This window comes from Comamonas sp. SY3 (assembly GCF_041730275.1).
Taxonomy (GTDB): Bacteria; Pseudomonadota; Gammaproteobacteria; order Burkholderiales; family Burkholderiaceae_C; genus Comamonas; species Comamonas sediminis.
Map to the genome: position 1 here is coordinate 114,648 of NZ_JBGTYN010000006.1, position 15,677 is coordinate 130,324.

The 15,677-nt window shown below is 61.1% G+C and carries 15 protein-coding genes and 1 tRNA gene; 7 read left to right on the forward strand and 9 right to left on the reverse strand.

The genetic code is table 11. The features are described 5' to 3' along the window. Positions 1–3: 3 nt before the first annotated feature. From ACCQ08_RS10200 to ACCQ08_RS10215, 4 genes are all read right to left on the reverse strand, one after another. Entirely contained in the window at positions 4–1,047 is a 1,044-nt protein-coding gene (locus ACCQ08_RS10200; RefSeq protein ID WP_373449728.1) for an NAD(P)-dependent alcohol dehydrogenase, read from the reverse strand. 587 nt (positions 1,048–1,634) lie between these two features. Then, on the reverse strand, positions 1,635–2,450 hold the full coding sequence (locus tag ACCQ08_RS10205) for a hypothetical protein (RefSeq protein ID WP_373449729.1): 816 nt from the start codon (positions 2,448–2,450) through the stop codon (positions 1,635–1,637). A gap of 194 nt (positions 2,451–2,644) precedes the next feature. Beyond that, positions 2,645–3,838 carry a metallophosphoesterase gene (locus ACCQ08_RS10210; RefSeq protein ID WP_373449730.1) on the reverse strand — a complete coding sequence of 398 codons (1,194 nt, stop codon included), beginning with the start codon at positions 3,836–3,838 and terminating at the stop codon, positions 2,645–2,647. A gap of 919 nt (positions 3,839–4,757) precedes the next feature. Next, complete coding sequence (locus tag ACCQ08_RS10215) at positions 4,758–5,240, reverse strand: GreA/GreB family elongation factor (RefSeq protein ID WP_373449789.1); 483 nt, start codon at positions 5,238–5,240, stop codon at positions 4,758–4,760. 129 nt (positions 5,241–5,369) lie between these two features. Here ACCQ08_RS10215 and ACCQ08_RS10220 point away from each other — a divergent pair, with 129 nt between their 5' ends. Both ACCQ08_RS10220 and ACCQ08_RS10225 read left to right on the forward strand, forming a co-directional pair. Next, positions 5,370–5,669: an AbrB/MazE/SpoVT family DNA-binding domain-containing protein gene (locus tag ACCQ08_RS10220; RefSeq protein ID WP_239810855.1), complete on the forward strand. Its 300-nt coding sequence runs from the start codon at positions 5,370–5,372 to the stop codon at positions 5,667–5,669. Beyond that, a complete protein-coding gene (locus tag ACCQ08_RS10225) occupies positions 5,663–5,998 on the forward strand; it encodes a type II toxin-antitoxin system PemK/MazF family toxin (RefSeq protein WP_373449731.1) in 336 nt (111 codons plus the stop codon). The genes ACCQ08_RS10220 and ACCQ08_RS10225 overlap by 7 nt, the downstream gene beginning before the upstream one ends. A 154-nt stretch (positions 5,999–6,152) precedes the next feature. Here ACCQ08_RS10225 and ACCQ08_RS10230 read toward each other — a convergent pair. Next, positions 6,153–6,229 (reverse strand) — tRNA-Ile (locus ACCQ08_RS10230). A 52-nt stretch (positions 6,230–6,281) separates the two neighbouring features. Beyond that, positions 6,282–7,283: a heat-inducible transcriptional repressor HrcA gene (gene hrcA / locus ACCQ08_RS10235; protein WP_239810853.1), complete on the reverse strand. Its 1,002-nt coding sequence runs from the start codon at positions 7,281–7,283 to the stop codon at positions 6,282–6,284. Positions 7,284–7,603: 320 nt separating this feature from the next. On the opposite strand from hrcA, the gene ACCQ08_RS10240 reads away from it, so the two are divergent. From ACCQ08_RS10240 to rapZ, 3 genes are read left to right on the forward strand one after another with little or no spacing between them, the layout of a single operon-like run. Beyond that, positions 7,604–8,506, forward strand: a complete 903-nt coding sequence (locus tag ACCQ08_RS10240) for an NAD kinase (protein WP_239810852.1) — start codon at positions 7,604–7,606, stop codon at positions 8,504–8,506. Further along, positions 8,503–10,161, forward strand: coding sequence for a DNA repair protein RecN (gene recN, locus ACCQ08_RS10245; RefSeq protein WP_312451896.1), 1,659 nt, complete (start codon positions 8,503–8,505; stop codon positions 10,159–10,161). Before ACCQ08_RS10240 ends, recN begins: the two co-directional genes overlap by 4 nt. After that, positions 10,151–11,047: an RNase adapter RapZ gene (gene rapZ, locus ACCQ08_RS10250; protein ID WP_373449732.1), complete on the forward strand. Its 897-nt coding sequence runs from the start codon at positions 10,151–10,153 to the stop codon at positions 11,045–11,047. Before recN ends, rapZ begins: the two co-directional genes overlap by 11 nt. Positions 11,048–11,055: 8 nt before the next feature. Here rapZ and ACCQ08_RS10255 read toward each other — a convergent pair whose 3' ends face one another. From ACCQ08_RS10255 to mutM, 3 genes are all read right to left on the reverse strand, one after another. Then, positions 11,056–11,292, reverse strand: coding sequence for a DUF2789 domain-containing protein (locus tag ACCQ08_RS10255; protein ID WP_239810849.1), 237 nt, complete (start codon positions 11,290–11,292; stop codon positions 11,056–11,058). Between the two features lie 108 nt (positions 11,293–11,400). Further along, a complete protein-coding gene (gene mutY / locus ACCQ08_RS10260) occupies positions 11,401–12,441 on the reverse strand; it encodes an A/G-specific adenine glycosylase (RefSeq protein ID WP_369460549.1) in 1,041 nt (346 codons plus the stop codon). An 86-nt stretch (positions 12,442–12,527) separates the two neighbouring features. Continuing rightward, the gene (gene mutM, locus ACCQ08_RS10265) at positions 12,528–13,340 is read right to left on the reverse strand and encodes a bifunctional DNA-formamidopyrimidine glycosylase/DNA-(apurinic or apyrimidinic site) lyase (protein WP_312529508.1); all 813 of its coding nucleotides are present in this window, start codon (positions 13,338–13,340) and stop codon (positions 12,528–12,530) included. A 45-nt stretch (positions 13,341–13,385) separates the two neighbouring features. Here mutM and ACCQ08_RS10270 point away from each other — a divergent pair, with 45 nt between their 5' ends. After that, on the forward strand, positions 13,386–15,161 hold the full coding sequence (locus tag ACCQ08_RS10270) for a tetratricopeptide repeat protein (RefSeq protein ID WP_373449733.1): 1,776 nt from the start codon (positions 13,386–13,388) through the stop codon (positions 15,159–15,161). Next, the gene (locus ACCQ08_RS10275; protein WP_373449734.1) at positions 15,158–15,664 is read left to right on the forward strand and encodes an outer membrane lipoprotein LolB; all 507 of its coding nucleotides are present in this window, start codon (positions 15,158–15,160) and stop codon (positions 15,662–15,664) included. Before ACCQ08_RS10270 ends, ACCQ08_RS10275 begins: the two co-directional genes overlap by 4 nt. Positions 15,665–15,677: the final 13 nt, after the last annotated feature.

A 15,677-nucleotide genomic window follows, 5' to 3' on the forward strand; every position in this document is an offset into this window, starting at 1 on the left:
GGATCAGATCGTGGCGTTGTCGATCACAAAGCGGTAGGCCACATCGCCGCGCAGCATGCGCTCGTAGGCGTCGTTGATCTCCTCGGCCTTGATCAGCTCGATGTCCGCCACAATTCCGTGCTCGGCGCAGAAGTCGAGCATCTCCTGGGTCTCGGGGATACCACCGATCAAAGAACCTGCCAGGCTACGCCGCTTCATGATCAGACCAAACACGCCGGGCGATGGATGCGGGGTCGACGGCGCACCCACCAGGGTCATCGTGCCATCGCGCTTGAGCAGATGGAAGAACGGGTCCAGGTCATGCGGCGCGGCGACGGTGTTGAGGATGAAGTCCAGGCTTTGCGCATGGGCGGCCATCTCATCGGCATTGCGTGAGACCACGACCTCGGCGGCGCCCAGCGCCCTGGCCGCATCGCGCTTGGATTCGGACGTGGTGAACGCCACCACATGCGCGCCCATCGCGTGCGCCAGCTTGATGCCCATATGGCCCAGCCCGCCAATGCCCACCACGCCCACCTTGTGGCCCGGCCCCACGCGCCAGTGGCGCAGAGGCGAATAGGTGGTGATGCCGGCGCACAGCAGCGGCGCCACGGCGGCCAGCTGTTCCGGTGGATGGCTGACCCGCAGCACATAGCGCTGGTGCACCACAATGCTTTGCGAATAGCCGCCCAGGGTATGGCGCGGCGCATCGGCGGTAGGCCCGTTGTAGGTGCCGACCATGTGGTTGCAGTAGTTCTCCAGCCCCATGCCGCAGTCCACACAGTGCTGGCAACTGTCGACGATGCAGCCAACCCCGACCAGATCGCCCGGCTTGAACTCAGTGACGTCTGCGCCCACGGCCGCCACCTCGCCGACAATCTCATGCCCCGGCACACAGGGGTAGAGCGTGCCGGCCCATTCGGAGCGCACCTGGTGGATGTCGGAATGGCAGACACCGCAGTAGGCAATGCGAATCTGCACATCCTGGGCGCCTGGCGTTCGCCGCTCGATATGCAGCGCTTCAAGAGGTTGGTCACCCGCGTGGGCGCCGTAGGCTTTGACAGTCATGATGAAGGTCCTATTCCGTTCGAGGAGTACCTCGCATACCGCAGCGATGGCAGCACCAGCCGGCATATACACGGGGGCTGCCACGCTGCAGGGGCACCATCCGTGATGCGCACAGCGAGGCGCAGCCATCTTACGCCGCAAGCGTGGCAAATCGGTACGCAGTCCGGGAGCCATCGCCTCCGCCTTGATCTGGACCAACGCGCCACCGCCGCCCGGCGGGGTGCGACGGTGCGTGCCACAGGTGCCGCGGCGCAGGATTGCCCTGGTACGCAAGTGGTTATTTGCGAATAATTCTCATTTGCGAATATGATCGACCCAAGGTACAGCGATTGCCGCGGTTCCTTGTTTCATCGTGGGGCGACCTACTGGGTTTCACTCCAGTGGTCGTTTTTGCTAGCCAGCGGTTTTCCATGTAGCCAGGCATTTTTTTCCCGTCACAACTTCGTCGTTTCCTGGCGCCATCAGCCAACGGCCCAGCGCTGTGGATGGCTCAGTCTGTGCACGGACGGCAGCACGCATCCGGCACGGCACACTCTTTGATCATTGCATGACCTGATGAATTCGTGCAAGGCACGATGGCAAGGCCATCATTGTTGATGGCGGCAGCAGGCCCCATAAAAACCTTCCCCGAGCCTGCGCCCATCCCTCAATTCCTCAGGCGTCAAATTTCTCTCTCGCTCATCCAAAAGCGCATCGCTATTATCAGCAAGCCCTGTCAAATGGGCTGCGTAATCCCACGCATAACTTGTCACACGGCTGGCAGGTGTCAGCACATTTGCGTCATAGACAGCTGCCAGCATGATCATGGCTTCAACCGCACCAGAATTTGCTGCCGCATTCAAAAAATCCAGCGCAAGTTTTTTATCTTCCATCGGTATTTGCTCTGGCTGCAAGATCACCGAATCCGAATTCTCCGTATTAAAAACTGCGTAATTGACATAGTCCATTTGCGCCTGCACAACACCAGCTTCGGCTGCTCGCCTGATCATTTCTTTGCTTCTATCTCCAATGGCAGCTGCAATCCGCAGGCACGCCTCTGCCAGCAATTTATCCTCCGCGTCATATGCTGCTGAATGTGCGTCATCGCTTGTTTTTTCGCATGTCTTCAGCATCAACCAAAGCCGATAACCGTACTCAGGAAGTGTTGCGAGTTCCAAGAGCTTTTCATCCTCTGAGGGAATGTCGCCCACACTGAATACAAGCTCAGGAGCCTGTGTGGGGGCAACGGTTGTTTTCAACCGACCATCCAATACCGCTACCTTTTCAGAGGCGGCCTGAGAACTCTCATTCTCCAACGGGGCATACATTGCAGATTGGCTGGCAGGTGCGCTGGCATTCATAAATCTATGGAAGACAAATGAAGCACCAGCAATCATTAAGACAATAAATATGAAGCTCTTCATAAAAATAATATATATATCACATCAGCAATGTGAAGTTCAAAATAGCACCTGACCACACGCCAAGCTCAATCAGCCTCCGAGTGCCCGGTCATTCGACTGAATCAATAACACCTGCCACTGCTTGATTGCCTTTAGCAAGCAAAAAGCCTCCCATTTTCAAGAGGAGGCTTAGCCAGTTCAATGCACAGAAAATATCATTTCCGGCAGTCTGCTACCAATTCCTGCTGAGCCTGTACATTTCCAGCCTGAACCGAATGGAGACAGAACTTCTTGTTGGTATTGTTGAACGTTGCCTTCAAGTACCGGCCTGCGACGGGTGACCCCGAGTAGTACACCGGAACCTCTATCGCATGGCGACCTTGCTGCAGCGACAGTGTATGAGCCGCCCACTTTCCCATCCGACGATGGTGGTGCCCAATAAAAATGGCGTCGATATTCGATGCGAAGGGCTGGAGCATCGCTTTCAATGCATCGACATCACGTTGGCAGAATGTGACCTTGCCATTGTTCGTATCATTGCGCAGACAATGGGTGGATTCATCGCCCCGACGGTCATAAGCGGTAAACTGGTGCCAGTTCAAGATAATTCGCTTACCGCTCTTTACTGCTTCCCGCAGGTCCTTTTCCAACCAACCCACGTCAGAATCCTTTTCTTTGTGGTTGGCACTGACAGCACGCATGGTCCAGGAAGATATTCCGGAGCTGTACCCTCGTTTAAAGTTCACGGTATAGGTCGGATAATTCTGCAGCTGTACGAAGTGAAATTCACCAATCTGCCATGAATAGGAAAGACTGCCTGTCACATTTCTCTGGTTCTGTGCCTGCAGCGGGTTCTTCCTGAAAACCGGCATATCGTAATTCTGGATAGATCCACGGCTTTTGGCATCTATCATCCACTCCCCCATGAACTGCATCATCACTGCGGCGCACTTATTCCACACCGGCGTTGCCCTGAGTCCACAATCGTTGATGTTATTCTGATAATCGTGATTTCCCAAGCCTGGCCAGATGTCGAATTTCAGTTCATCCCTGTAATTCCTGTCATTCAATTTATACAGTCTTTTGAATTTTTCAAAATTCCCTTTTTGATCGCCAAACTCAGTCAGATCTCCGTTGATCACCAACCCTTTGAATTTATCACCTCCCGCTTCCTTGAGCTTGAGAATGCTGTCCATGAAAATTTTATTGAACTCCTCCGCCTGAACCTCCTTGCTTTTGCTTCGGTTTTTTGGATCGGCACAGTAAGTATTGGGCAATGAAGCCCCTTCGCTGAGACAGCTCCAGGAAAGCTGCGGATCGCCCACGATGGCTAACTCAAACGCGTCTTGTGCGTAAGCCGTGCTAAATATTACCGATGGCAGCACCATCCCTAGGTATACTCTCCTCATACCACCCTCCTTGGTTAAAAGCGCATCTCATATGGATGCAATGGGACCTCCAACTATCAAACGTTACTGCGCCATACGGCCTGCATCAGATGTTGCCCCTGGCTTGCGACCCATGCCAGGTATTCCAATTCGTCATGAGTTAATCTGATAATTTTTATCGGCTAACGAATAAACATTGATTTCATGATGGCACATTGCGATATTTTTCAAACCCGGAATTACGACTATTGACTTTAATTTTTCAATAGTTTTTTGCAATTATTTGATGTAGCGCATGCTGCCTCCCGCGATAGCGCGTCTCGCGGTTCGATCAGGGCTTGGTTCAAGGCAATCCGCAGTTCAGGCGTCGCTGAGCTGGGCTCAGAATCGCACCACGCCTTGTCATCAAGAAAGCCAGGAGTGGGAGGCCACCGGCGCCCACCGCCTGTGAGGCGGCGAACAAAATCATCGAGTGGGTCCTTGGCGATGCCATCTGCACGCCACGCCAACCATTGACTTCTCGTCGGCACAATGGGACACAGGACATCGTGCCGCTCGCGACCAGGTCCCTCCCCGCCTTTACCGTCCGCACCGGCCTATGCAGGACTTCGGTTCGCCAGCGCTTTCCGCATGTTCGCTGACACCGGTGTTCAGCCCCGAACCGCCCCTGGTCCGGCACCTGATACTCCCGTTTATCAGAAGATTTAGATGTTCAATACGTCGCGCTCGACGGTTTGGGGAAGGGGCTAAGCCAGCGTCCATCGCATACACCTCGCTACACCCCAAGCGACGCCAGCTTTGCGCTGACAGCGGGCCCTGACCGCCAAGCCGGGCAGATCGAACCCGTGCCCGCACTGGCGGCCATTCTGCGGGGACGCACGCAGGCCCAAACCAAAGCCGGGCTACAGCTGCAGCACCAGGGCCGTCAGCGTTGAGAACCTCAGTGCACGCACAGCACTTCCCACTGCTGCTTGGCCTGCCCCAGCTCCAAGGTCACCTCGTCCCCTTCGCCATTGCCCAGCAGCGCCTTGCCCAACGGGGCTTGGGTGCTGATGACCTGGATGGTTTCAGCACCGATGAGCAGCTTCATATTTCCCCCTTCAGGGCCGAGAAAGATCTGCTGCTGTTTCTCATCCGCACCCAGCAGACAAACCAGCGCACCCAGCTGTATGCCTTGGCTGGCGCTATAGGGCTGCGGGCGAAAGAGCCGCCACTGGACCAGCGCCTGGCGGATGGCTTCTGCGCGGCGCGCCTGGCCCGTCGCCAGGTAGGCCGCTTCCAGACCCAAGGTGTCGTACTTGTTTTCGGCAATGTTTTCCTCATGCGTCGCCGCTTCATGCGCAACGCTCACTGCCTGCTCGACCTGCAACAGGTCCGCCGCAAGCCGCTCCAGCACCTGCTGCTGCAACCAGGATTTGTCCACCATGAGAAATGGGCCTCTCGAACATATTGGGGGCTGATTATGAACGGCTCCTTCCCGTTGGATACCGACTCTACCGAGCTTGCGCTGAAATCTGGATTGTAATAACATAGTTATAACTAAGGAGTGACTATGCAGCTCACCATTCGCGCATTCGGCAACAGCAAGGGAGTCGTGTTACCGAAAGCCTTGCTGGCTCAGGCCGGCCTGGACACAGCACAGGTAGCTGACGTCGAAGTCATCGATGGATCGATCGTCATCAAGGCCCAGCCTGCTTTACGCAGCGGCTGGGCAGAGGCTGCGGCTGCCATAGCTCAATCGAATGATGACCGTCTTGTCATGGGCGAGTTCGGCAACGCAGCGGATGCAGATCTTGTTTGGGGAGAAGAAACCTCCAGCCCGCAACTTACCGGGGGACCTGTCGAATGGTGAGCGCAAGCCACTGTGTCAAGCGCGGTGAAATCTGGCTCATCAATCTTGATTCCACACAGGGCAAGGAAATCCAGAAGACGCGCCCTTGCGTGGTGCTGTCGCCCGATGAAATGAACCTCGCATTGGGCATCGTTACGGTCGCACCGATGACAACCGGCAGCCATGCTGCCCCATTCCGCATTCCGGTGACATTTCAAAGCAGCAAGGGACTGATTCTTTTGGACCAGATGCGAGCAGTAGACAAGTCACGCCTCATTGATAAACGGGGCGATCTGAAAACCCACGTAACGCAAGCTTGTCTCAAGGCACTGCAGGAGATGTATTCCTGACGCCCCCCGCAATGGACCAGGTCCAGGGCGAGGCCTGAGCTCTACCAGGCAATCGGCGCCGCTTTGCCAGCAAGACAGTGCATAAGCTATGCACATAAGCACCAATAAAAAAGCCGCACAGCATCAAAAATGATAGCTGTGCAGCCAATGAATATGGTAGGGCGTGAGGGACTTGAACCCGCGACCAAAGGATTATGAGTCCTCTGCTCTAACCAACTGAGCTAACGCCCCGGCACCACCACTTGCCGGGATCCCCGGCGAGTGAAGCTTTGCATTCTAGCGTTTATTTCGGATGGCTCAGTGCGTTGGAGACGAGCTTTGAGGTGATTCCAACGATCTGAATCATCTTCTCGTAAGGCATGCGTTTGGGGCCGATGACGCCCAGGGTGCCCACCACTTTGCCATTGACCTGGTAGGGGGTGCTGACCACCGAAAGCTCCTCGACGGACAGCAGCTGGCTCTCACCGCCGATGTAGATTTGCACACCTTCGGCGCGGTTGGAATTCTCCAACAAGTGCAGGATCTGGGTCTTTTGTTCGAACAGGTCAAAGGCCCGGCGCAGGTTGGTCATGTCGTTGCTGAAATCGCTGACGGCCAGCAGGTTGCGCTCGCCGGCAATCACCAGTTCATGCGGGGCGGCTTCGGCATCTTCATCCACATTCACCGCCGCCAGCATCAGCGCGGCAATCTCGTCGCGCAGGCTGTCGACTTCCTTGCGCAACAGCTGCCGCACCTGCTCCATCGCCAGTCCGGCGTAATGGGCATTGAGGTAGTTGGCGGTCTCGATCAGCTGGCTCTGGGAATAGTCCGATTCGGTGAAGATCACGCGGTTTTGCACATCGCCTTCGGGCGAGACTAGGATCAGCAAAATGCGCTTTTCCGACAGGCGCAAGAACTCGATATGCCGGAACGAGGAGCTTTTGCGCGGCGCCTGCACCACACCGACAAACTGCGACAGCTCCGACAGCACGCCTGCGGCGCTGGTGATGACCTTTTGCGGTTGCTCAGGCGCAATTTCGGCGGCGACGACCTGGTCCGCATCCACCGTCAGCATCGTGTCGACAAACAGGCGGTAGCCCTTGGCGGTGGGAATGCGGCCGGCGGAGGTGTAGGGGCTGGCGATCAGGCCCAGGCTTTCGAGGTCGGCCATCACGTTGCGGATGGTGGCCGGCGAAAAATCCAGTCCGGGCTCCTGCGTGAGTGCACGGGATCCCACCGGATGGCCATCCGCAATATAGCGTTCCACCAGGGTTTTGAGCAGCAGCCGGGCACGGTCATCGAGCATGGGCGCATTTTATCCGTGTCCGCCGGTCCTGGCGGCAGGTATTGCGCGGACCGAGGGTAATGCAGGGGCCGGGGCAGTGCCGGATGCCCGAACACCGGAGCGCCGCAACGCTCGGAAGGGCTGCGCTGCTCTGGATTTTTGTAGCCATGCAACAATGGCGCTGTGGCTGCCCGGTGCGTCTGCCTGCACACGCCCGAGTGACTTCAGGCCCAGCCCTGGCTACCGGCGCGGCATGCCTTCGCAGGGCAGGCAGCAGCTGCAACCTGGGGCTGCTCAAGAAATTCAAAAAGATTGCGTCACTTTGGTGATGTAATTTGCGTATGCAGTCTCGCTTTCAACATATTGCCCTGATCGGCAAACACCATGCGCCCCCCACTGCCGAGGTGCGCCAGCAGTCCTATGCGGCCTTCAGCCAGATCGCCTGCTATATCGAGGCCCAGGGCGGCACTGCATTCCTGGAGAAGGAAACCGCCGCCTTCACCGGCATGGAACACTACCCCACGCTCAGCATGCAGCAGATCGGTGAGCGCTGCGACCTGGTCATCGTGCTGGGCGGTGACGGCACCATGCTCGGTGTGGGACGCGAGTTGGCCCAGTACAACACGCCGTTGGTCGGCATCAACCAGGGGCGCCTGGGCTTTGTGACCGACGTGCCGCTGCAGACCTTCATGGGCCCGCTGTCGGCCATCCTGGCCGGCGAATACGAAGAAGAAGTGCGCTCGATGATCCACGCCCGCGTGATGCGCGAAGGCCAATGCGTCTTCGAGGCCCTGGCCTTCAACGATGTGGTGGTGAACCGGGGCGGTACCTCGGGCATGGTCGAGCTGCGGGTCGAGGTCGATGGCCAGCTGGTCGCCAACCAGCGTGCGGACGGTCTGATCATTGCGACACCGACGGGCTCGACTGCCTATGCGCTGTCGGTCGGCGGCCCCATCGTGCACCCGACGGTGCCTTGCTGGGTGATGGCGCCGATTGCACCCCACATGCTGTCCAACCGGCCCAGCGTGATTCCGGACACGCAGGAAATTTCGATCGAGGTGATTGGCGGGCGCGATGTCGCTGCCAATTTCGACATGCAGTCGCTGGCCTCCATCCTGCGCGGTGACAAGATTCTGGTGCGCAGCGCGCCGCACAAGGCGCGCTTTCTGCACCCCCGTGGCTGGAACTACTACGCCACCTTGCGCAAAAAGCTGGGCTGGAACGAAGGGGGCATCACGCCATGAGCCTCAGACGCATTGGCTTGCGTGATTTCGTCATCGTCGAGCAGCTGGAGGTGGATTTCCAGACCGGCTTCACGGCGCTGACGGGCGAGACGGGCGCCGGTAAATCGATCCTGATCGATGCATTGCAGCTGGTGCTGGGGCACCGCGCCGACACCGGCTTTGTGCGCCAGGGCGCCAGCCGCGCCGAGTTGATGGCCGAGTTCGATACGCCTGCCACGCTGGAAGGCTTTCTCAGCGACAACGACATGCCGGGCGAAGAAACCCTGCTGCTGCGCCGCGTGATCGATGCGCAGGGCAAGAGCAAGTTCTGGATCAATGGCGTGCCCGCCACCGCCACGCAGCTGCGCAGCATTGCCGGCGCGCTGGTCGATATCCATGGCCAGCATGCCTGGCAGGGGCTGACCCAGCCCGAATCGGTGCGCCAGCTGCTCGATGCCTATGCCGGCGCCGACAGCACGCCCACCCAGCGCGCCTACGCGCTGTGGCGCAGTGCCGACAAGGCCTTGCAACAGGCCCGCAGCATGGAAGAAACCCACCAGCGCGAGCGCGAACGCCTGCTCTGGCAGATTGCCGAAATCGACAAGCTCGCGCCCGGCCCCCAGGAATGGGAAGAGCTCAACACCCAGCACGGGCGCCTGTCCAATGCCCAGGCCTTGATGGATGCGGCCAACAATGCCATCGCCAGCCTGGAAGGCGAAGACGGTGGCGCCATCACGCAGGTCAACCGCAGCCTGCACGCGCTGCAGGACCAGGCCCATGTGGAGCCCGGTTTCTCCGCGATGGCCGAGTCGCTGGAGTCTTGCCTGGCCCAGCTCGAAGACGTGATGCGCTCGCTCAACGGCTACCTGCGCCATGCGGAGCTGGACCCGGACAAGCTCGAACAGCTGGACCAGCGCCTGGGCAGCTGGATATCGCTGGCGCGCCGCTACAAGCGTGCGCCCGAAGACCTGCCCGCGCTGCTGCAGGGCTGGCATGCCGAGCTGCTGGCGCTGGAGGCCTCGTCCGACATGGTGCAGCTCACCAAGAATGCCCAGCAGGCGCAGGAGGCCTACCAAAAGGTAGCCGCCACGCTGAGCCAGGCGCGCCAACAGGCGGCCAAGCGCCTGTCCAAGGCCATCACTGCGGCGATGCAGGACCTGGGCATGGCCGGCGGCCGTTTTGTGGCGCAGGTCAGCCCGGCGCGCGAACCGCGCAGCGATGGCATCGACGATGTGGAGCTGCTGGTGGCCGGCCACCCGGGCACCGACCCCAAGCCGATCGCCAAGGTGGCCTCGGGCGGCGAGCTCTCGCGCATCTCGCTGGCAATTGCGATCTCGACCAGCCAGCTCGGCCAGGCACCCACACTGATCTTTGACGAGATCGACTCGGGCATTGGCGGCGCCGTGGCCGATTCGGTCGGCCGCGTGATGCGGGCACTGGGGCGCGACCGACAGGTGCTGGCCGTGACCCACCTGGCCCAGGTGGCCGCGCGCGGCGACCACCACCTCCTGGTGGCCAAGCAGCGCAGCAAGGGCGGCACCACCAGCCATATCCGCACCGTGGCCGATGACGAGCGGATCAATGAAATTGCCCGCATGCTCGGCGGCGAGAACCTGTCTGCGACGAGCCGGGCCCATGCCCAAGAGATGATTGCCGGAGGAATGAATGACCGTTAAGACATCCCTCTCACAGCCGCTCGAAGTGGTGGTCATCACCGGCATGGCCGGCTCGGGCAAGTCCGTGGCGCTGCACGCGCTTGAAGACGTGGGCTACTACTGTGTGGACAACTTTCCGCCCGAGCTGCTGCAGGCGCTGGTGTCGCTGGAGCAGTGGCAGCATGGCAGCCGCGTGGCCATCGCCATCGATGCGCGCAGTGCCAAGGGCCTGTACCTGGTGCCTGCGCAGCTCGACCGCCTGCGCGCCGCTGGCGCCCAGGTACGGCTGATCTACATGGATGCGCAGCGCGATACGCTGATGCGCCGCTTTTCCGAAACCCGCAGGCGCCATCCGCTGACCAACGAAAAACTGCAGGAAGGCCCGCGCGCGCTGGTGCAGATGATTGAGGAAGAGCGCGCGTTGCTGGCCGATCTGCGCGAACAGGCCCATGTCATCGACACCAGCAATATGCGCGGCTCGCAGCTGCAGGCGCAGATCAAGGACTGGATCCAGGCACCGCAATCGAGCCTGACCTTGCTGTTCCAGTCCTTTGGCTTCAAGCACGGCATCCCGATAGACAGCGATTACATGTTCGATGTGCGCATGCTGCCCAACCCCTACTACGAGCCCGAGCTGCGCCCGCACACAGGATTGGAAGCGCCGGTCGCCAACTTTCTGGCTCAGCAGCCCAAGGTGCTGCAGATGCAAAACGACATCATCCGCTTTCTGGACAACTGGCTGCCGGAGCTGGTGAAAAACCACCGCAGCTACGCCACGGTATCGGTGGGCTGCACCGGCGGCCAGCACCGCTCGGTCTACCTGGTCAATGCGCTGGCCCAGCACTTTGGAGACCGCTGGACCACCTTGCAGCGCCACCGCGAACTGGGCGGCAAGCACAGCGGATAAAGCCTTGGCTATTCGGTGCGCAAAGCGACGCTGAGCTGGTCCACCACGTTCGCCCAATCGGCATCGGCGGTGATGCTCTCCCGCAAAAAGCGCGCCTGTGCGGGCGACCAGAACGGAGCGTCTGCCATCAGCAAGGTGTCGGGCAGCGGGCGGTGCGTTTCGATGAACGCGCGAATCGATGCATCGTCATCGGGCAGGCCCAGTTGCTGGAACAGGGACGAGAACGGATGGACAGTGGGTTCCATGGCGCACTTTCAAAGCAAAAAGATGGCTGCAGTCTAAGCGCCGCCCAGCGGTGCCCATTGCAGGACAAGCACTGCAATCGACGCCAGTGCCTGCTGCCCCGGCCCGCCTCAGAACCCGCGCTGCAGCAGACTGCGAACGGGTGCAGGCAGGCCCACATCCGGCCACTGTGCGGGCAGCACCCACTGGCCCGGCTGTGCCGGCACAAAATCCGCAGCAACGGGGACCCGCACTGGATGCAGATGCAAATCCTTGTGGGTAAGCACATGCAAAAAAGCGGCGCCATGCACCGGCGCTGACGTGGCACCGTGCCGGGCCGCCTGCTGGAGCAGTGCCTCTTCGCTGTCGCAGACCGGCATGCAGAACAGGCCGGCCCAGATGCCCGGTGCCGGGCGCTTTTCCAGCCAGATGGCGCCATCGGGCCGTTGCCAGCACAGCAGCCACCAGCTGGCGGCACTGCGCTTCAATTTCTTGGTCTTGACGGGATAGCGCTCGGGCTGGCCCTGGCGGTGCGCCACGCAATCACCGTGCACCGGGCAGAGCAGGCAACTGGGCTTTTTGGCGGTGCAGATCGTGGCACCCATGTCCATCATGCCCTGCGTGTAGCGCGGCATGTTGCGCGCCAGGTCGGTGGTGGGCAGCAGGTCTTCGGCCAGCGCCCAGAGCTTTTTCTCGGCAGCGCTGCTGGCCAGGTCGTCCTCAAAGCCCAGCACGCGGGTGAGCACCCTTTTGACATTGGCATCCAGAATGGCAGCCCGCTGTGCAAAGCAGAACGAGGCGATCGCGCCTGCGGTCGAGCGGCCAATGCCGGGCAAGGACGAGAGCTCTTCCACCGTGTGCGGGAACGCACCGCCAAAGCGGTCCATCACCTCCTTGGCGCAGCGGTGCAGGTTGCGTGCGCGGCTGTAGTAGCCCAGGCCGCTCCACAGCGCCATGACTTCTTCATCGCTGGCCGCAGCCAGATCGGCCACCGTGGGGCAGCGCTGCAAGAACCGCTCGTAGTAGCCCAGCACAGTGCTGACCTGGGTTTGCTGCAGCATGATCTCGGACAGCCAGACGCGGTAGGCATCCTGGGTGTTCTGCCAAGGCAGGTGGTGTCTTCCGTGGACTGTCTGCCAGGCCACGATCTGTTCGGAAAATCGGCTCACAATCGCTGTTCTCGGGGGATGGAATAGTTATCGGGGGCTGTGGGGGCGGCCGCGCTGGAGCGGCCCGCCAGCCCTGTGTTTATCTGTGTTTATTTCTGGCAGCGCTTGCAGAAATAGGTGCTGCGCTGCCCTTGCTTGATGACCTGCACCGGCTGGCCGCATCGCGGGCAAGGCGCTCCGGCCCGGCCATAGACGCTGGCCTGCGCCTGGAAAGCACCGGCATAGCCATTGACCTGGACAAAGTCGCGCAAGGTGCTGCCGCCCAGTGCAATCGAGCGGGTCAGCACTTCGACAATCGCCGCATGCAGGCGCCGCGCCTGGGGCCGCGTGGTCTGGTTGGCCGGTTTGGTGGGCGCTATGCCGGCCAGGAACAGCACCTCACTGGCGTAGATATTGCCCACGCCGACGACCACCTGGCCGCCCAGCAGCAGCTGCTTGATAGGCATGCGCGATTTTTGCAGCCCGGCCCACAGGTGCTCAAAGCTGAAGCCGGCGCCCAAGGGCTCCACGCCCAGGTTGGCCAACAGCTTCGCGGCCATGCCCGATTCGGTGTCGGGCGACCACACCACCGCACCAAACCGGCGCGGATCATGCAGGCGCAGCAGGTGCTGGTCGGTGAACAGGTCGAAATGGTCATGCGGGCCGGCAGGCGCATCCATCGGGCTGACCTGCAGGCTGCCGGACATGCCCAGGTGTATCAGCACCACACCCTGGTCCAGCGCCAGCACGATGTACTTGCCCCGGCGCTGCACATCGGTGATGGTGCGGCCAGCCAACGCTGCGGTCTCGATGCCCAGCGGCCAGCGCAAAGGTTTTCCGATCCGCACGGACGCAATGCGCGCGCCTTGCAGCGGCGCAATCAGTCCTCGCCGCGTGACTTCCACTTCTGGTAACTCTGGCACTTTCTTCCTTCTGCAAGGCCCTTGGGCATCGTTTATTATGGGCCGATGACGCAAAAACTTCGTTTACTGGCTTATTTTCTGGCCTCCGGCCTGATGGCACCCGCGTTTGCAGCGCCTGCCCAAGCACCGCAGCCCGGCGCTGCCCAGCGGCAGCTGGCGCTGGCGGCAGCCCAGCGGGCCGACGACGCCAGAGTCGAGCTGGATGCGGAGCTTTTTTACGAACTGCTGCTGGGCGAAATGTACGCCTACCGTGGTGATGCGGCGACCAGCGTGGAATTGCTGCTCGACGCAGCCCGCCGCTCGGGCGACGAAAAGGTCTACCAGCGCAGCGCGCAGCTGGCGTTGCTGTCGCGCTCTGCCAGCCGCGCCACCGAAGTGGCCGAGGCCTGGAAAAGCGCCTTCCCGCAATCGCGCGCGGCCAGCCGCTACATGCTGCAGGTGATGCTCTCGACCAACCATGGCGAGGAAACCGGTCCGCTGCTCAAGCAGGAAATCGCGCTGGCCAAGCCCGATGAAAAGCTGGAATGGATTCGCGCCATTCCCAGCATCTACCGGCGCCTCAGTGACCAGGCCCTGGCCGCCCGCATCGTGCGCGAGGCGCTGACCCCCGAACTCGAAAACCCCGCCACCGGCCCCGAGGCCTGGGCCGCCATCGGCCGCATGGAGCTGGCCGCAGACCAGAAGACCGAGGCACTGGCCTCTGCCCGCAGATCGCTGCAACTCAATCCCGACAACGAGAGCGCGGCCAAGCTGGCGGCCGACCTGGTCAACGCCGGTGTACCCGGCGTTGAATCGCTGGTGGTGGATTTTCTGAACAAATCCAAGAGCGGCGAGGCCCACCTGGCCTATGCGCGCAGCCTGATGAACGCCGAGCGCTTTGCCGAGGCCAAAACCCAGCTGGAAAACGCCACGCGCCTGAGCCCCGAATCCGCCGATGCCTGGATGCTGAAGGCGGCGCTGGAAGCCCAGCTCAAGCAGTACACCGAGGCCGATGTCTCGCTGCTCAAGCTCGACACCCTGATCGACAAATTCCCCTCGGCGGTGCTGCAGCGTGAAGTGCGCATCCAAAGCCTGATGCTGCGCGAGCAGATGGCCGAGGCCCAGCAGAAATGGGCTGAGGCCGACCGCTGGGCCGATGAGATCGCCAAGGCCGGCAACACCGCGCTGGCCACCTTGCGCAAGGCCTCCATTCAGATGCAGCAGGGCAACTACGATGCTGCGGCGGTCTTGCTGGACCAGCTGCCCGAAGGCAATGCCGGCGAAGCGCGCGCCAAGCTGGCCGCGCAGGTGCAGCTGCAAAAAACCGCCAAGAACTATGCACAGGCGCTGGATCTGCAGAGCCGCCTGGTCGCACTGCAACCGCAGGACCCGGACGCGCTGTACGAGCAAGCGATGCTCGCCGAGCGCATGAACAACATGGAGCTGGCCGAGACCCAGCTGCGCAAGCTGATCGAGCTGCAGCCCGATTTTCACCATGCCTATAACGCGCTGGGCTACTCGCTGGCCGATCGCGGCCTCAAGCTCGACGAAGCCAAGCGGCTGATCGAGAAGGCGCTGAGCATGTCACCCGGCGACCCCTTCATCACCGACAGCCTGGGCTGGGTGGAGTTCAAGCTGGGCAACCTCGATCGCGCCGCCGAACTGCTGGAGCAGGCTTACACCAAGCAACCCGATGCCGAGATTGGTGCCCATCTGGCCGAAGTCTGGTGGAAACAGGGCAAGAACCGGCCCGCCGAAGAGCTGTTGCGCACCGTTCTGAAGACAGCGCCGAACAATGACATGGTCAAGAAGACCTTCGAGCGCCTGGGCATCCAACCATGAAGGTGCAGCGCAGACACCTCTGCCTGGCCGCAGCAGGCGCTGCCCTGCTGCCCATGCTCTCGGCCTGCAGTACCGCAGCGCGCCAACTCGAGGCCGCACCGGGCGTGACCTACTGGTCGGGCCGCATGTCGGTGCAGGTGCTCGACAGCCCACCGCAGAGCACCAGTGGCAGCTTCGAGCTGTCCGGAAGCCCCGCATCGGGCGAACTGGTGCTGCTCAACCCGCTGGGCAATATCGTCGCGCGCGTGCAATGGTCGCCCGGCCAGGCCAGCGCGCAGCAAGGCACGCAGACGCGCCAGGCCAGCTCGCTCGACGAGTTGACACAAAGCTTGCTGGGCACCAGCTTGCCGATTGCCGCGCTGTTTGACTGGCTGCAGGGCAAACCCACCGAGGCGGCCGGCTGGCAGGCCGACCTGGAGGCCCACAGCGAAGGGAAAATTCTGGCCCGCCGCATCGATCCACGTCCCGAGGCGAGCCTGCGCATCGTCCTCGACGCGCGATGATTTTTTTGTGAGA

Coding starts and splice junctions, on each gene's coding strand:
- ACCQ08_RS10200 (WP_373449728.1), bottom strand. CDS start 1,047: ATGACTGTCAAAGCCTACGGCGCCCACGCGGGTGACCAACCTCTTGAA.
- ACCQ08_RS10205 (WP_373449729.1), bottom strand. CDS start 2,450: ATGAAGAGCTTCATATTTATTGTCTTAATGATTGCTGGTGCTTCATTT.
- ACCQ08_RS10210 (WP_373449730.1), bottom strand. CDS start 3,838: ATGAGGAGAGTATACCTAGGGATGGTGCTGCCATCGGTAATATTTAGC.
- ACCQ08_RS10220 (WP_239810855.1), top strand. CDS start 5,370: ATGCAGCTCACCATTCGCGCATTCGGCAACAGCAAGGGAGTCGTGTTA.
- ACCQ08_RS10225 (WP_373449731.1), top strand. CDS start 5,663: ATGGTGAGCGCAAGCCACTGTGTCAAGCGCGGTGAAATCTGGCTCATC.
- hrcA (WP_239810853.1), bottom strand. CDS start 7,283: ATGCTCGATGACCGTGCCCGGCTGCTGCTCAAAACCCTGGTGGAACGC.
- ACCQ08_RS10240 (WP_239810852.1), top strand. CDS start 7,604: ATGCAGTCTCGCTTTCAACATATTGCCCTGATCGGCAAACACCATGCG.
- recN (WP_312451896.1), top strand. CDS start 8,503: ATGAGCCTCAGACGCATTGGCTTGCGTGATTTCGTCATCGTCGAGCAG.
- rapZ (WP_373449732.1), top strand. CDS start 10,151: ATGACCGTTAAGACATCCCTCTCACAGCCGCTCGAAGTGGTGGTCATC.
- ACCQ08_RS10255 (WP_239810849.1), bottom strand. CDS start 11,292: ATGGAACCCACTGTCCATCCGTTCTCGTCCCTGTTCCAGCAACTGGGC.
- ACCQ08_RS10270 (WP_373449733.1), top strand. CDS start 13,386: ATGACGCAAAAACTTCGTTTACTGGCTTATTTTCTGGCCTCCGGCCTG.
- ACCQ08_RS10275 (WP_373449734.1), top strand. CDS start 15,158: ATGAAGGTGCAGCGCAGACACCTCTGCCTGGCCGCAGCAGGCGCTGCC.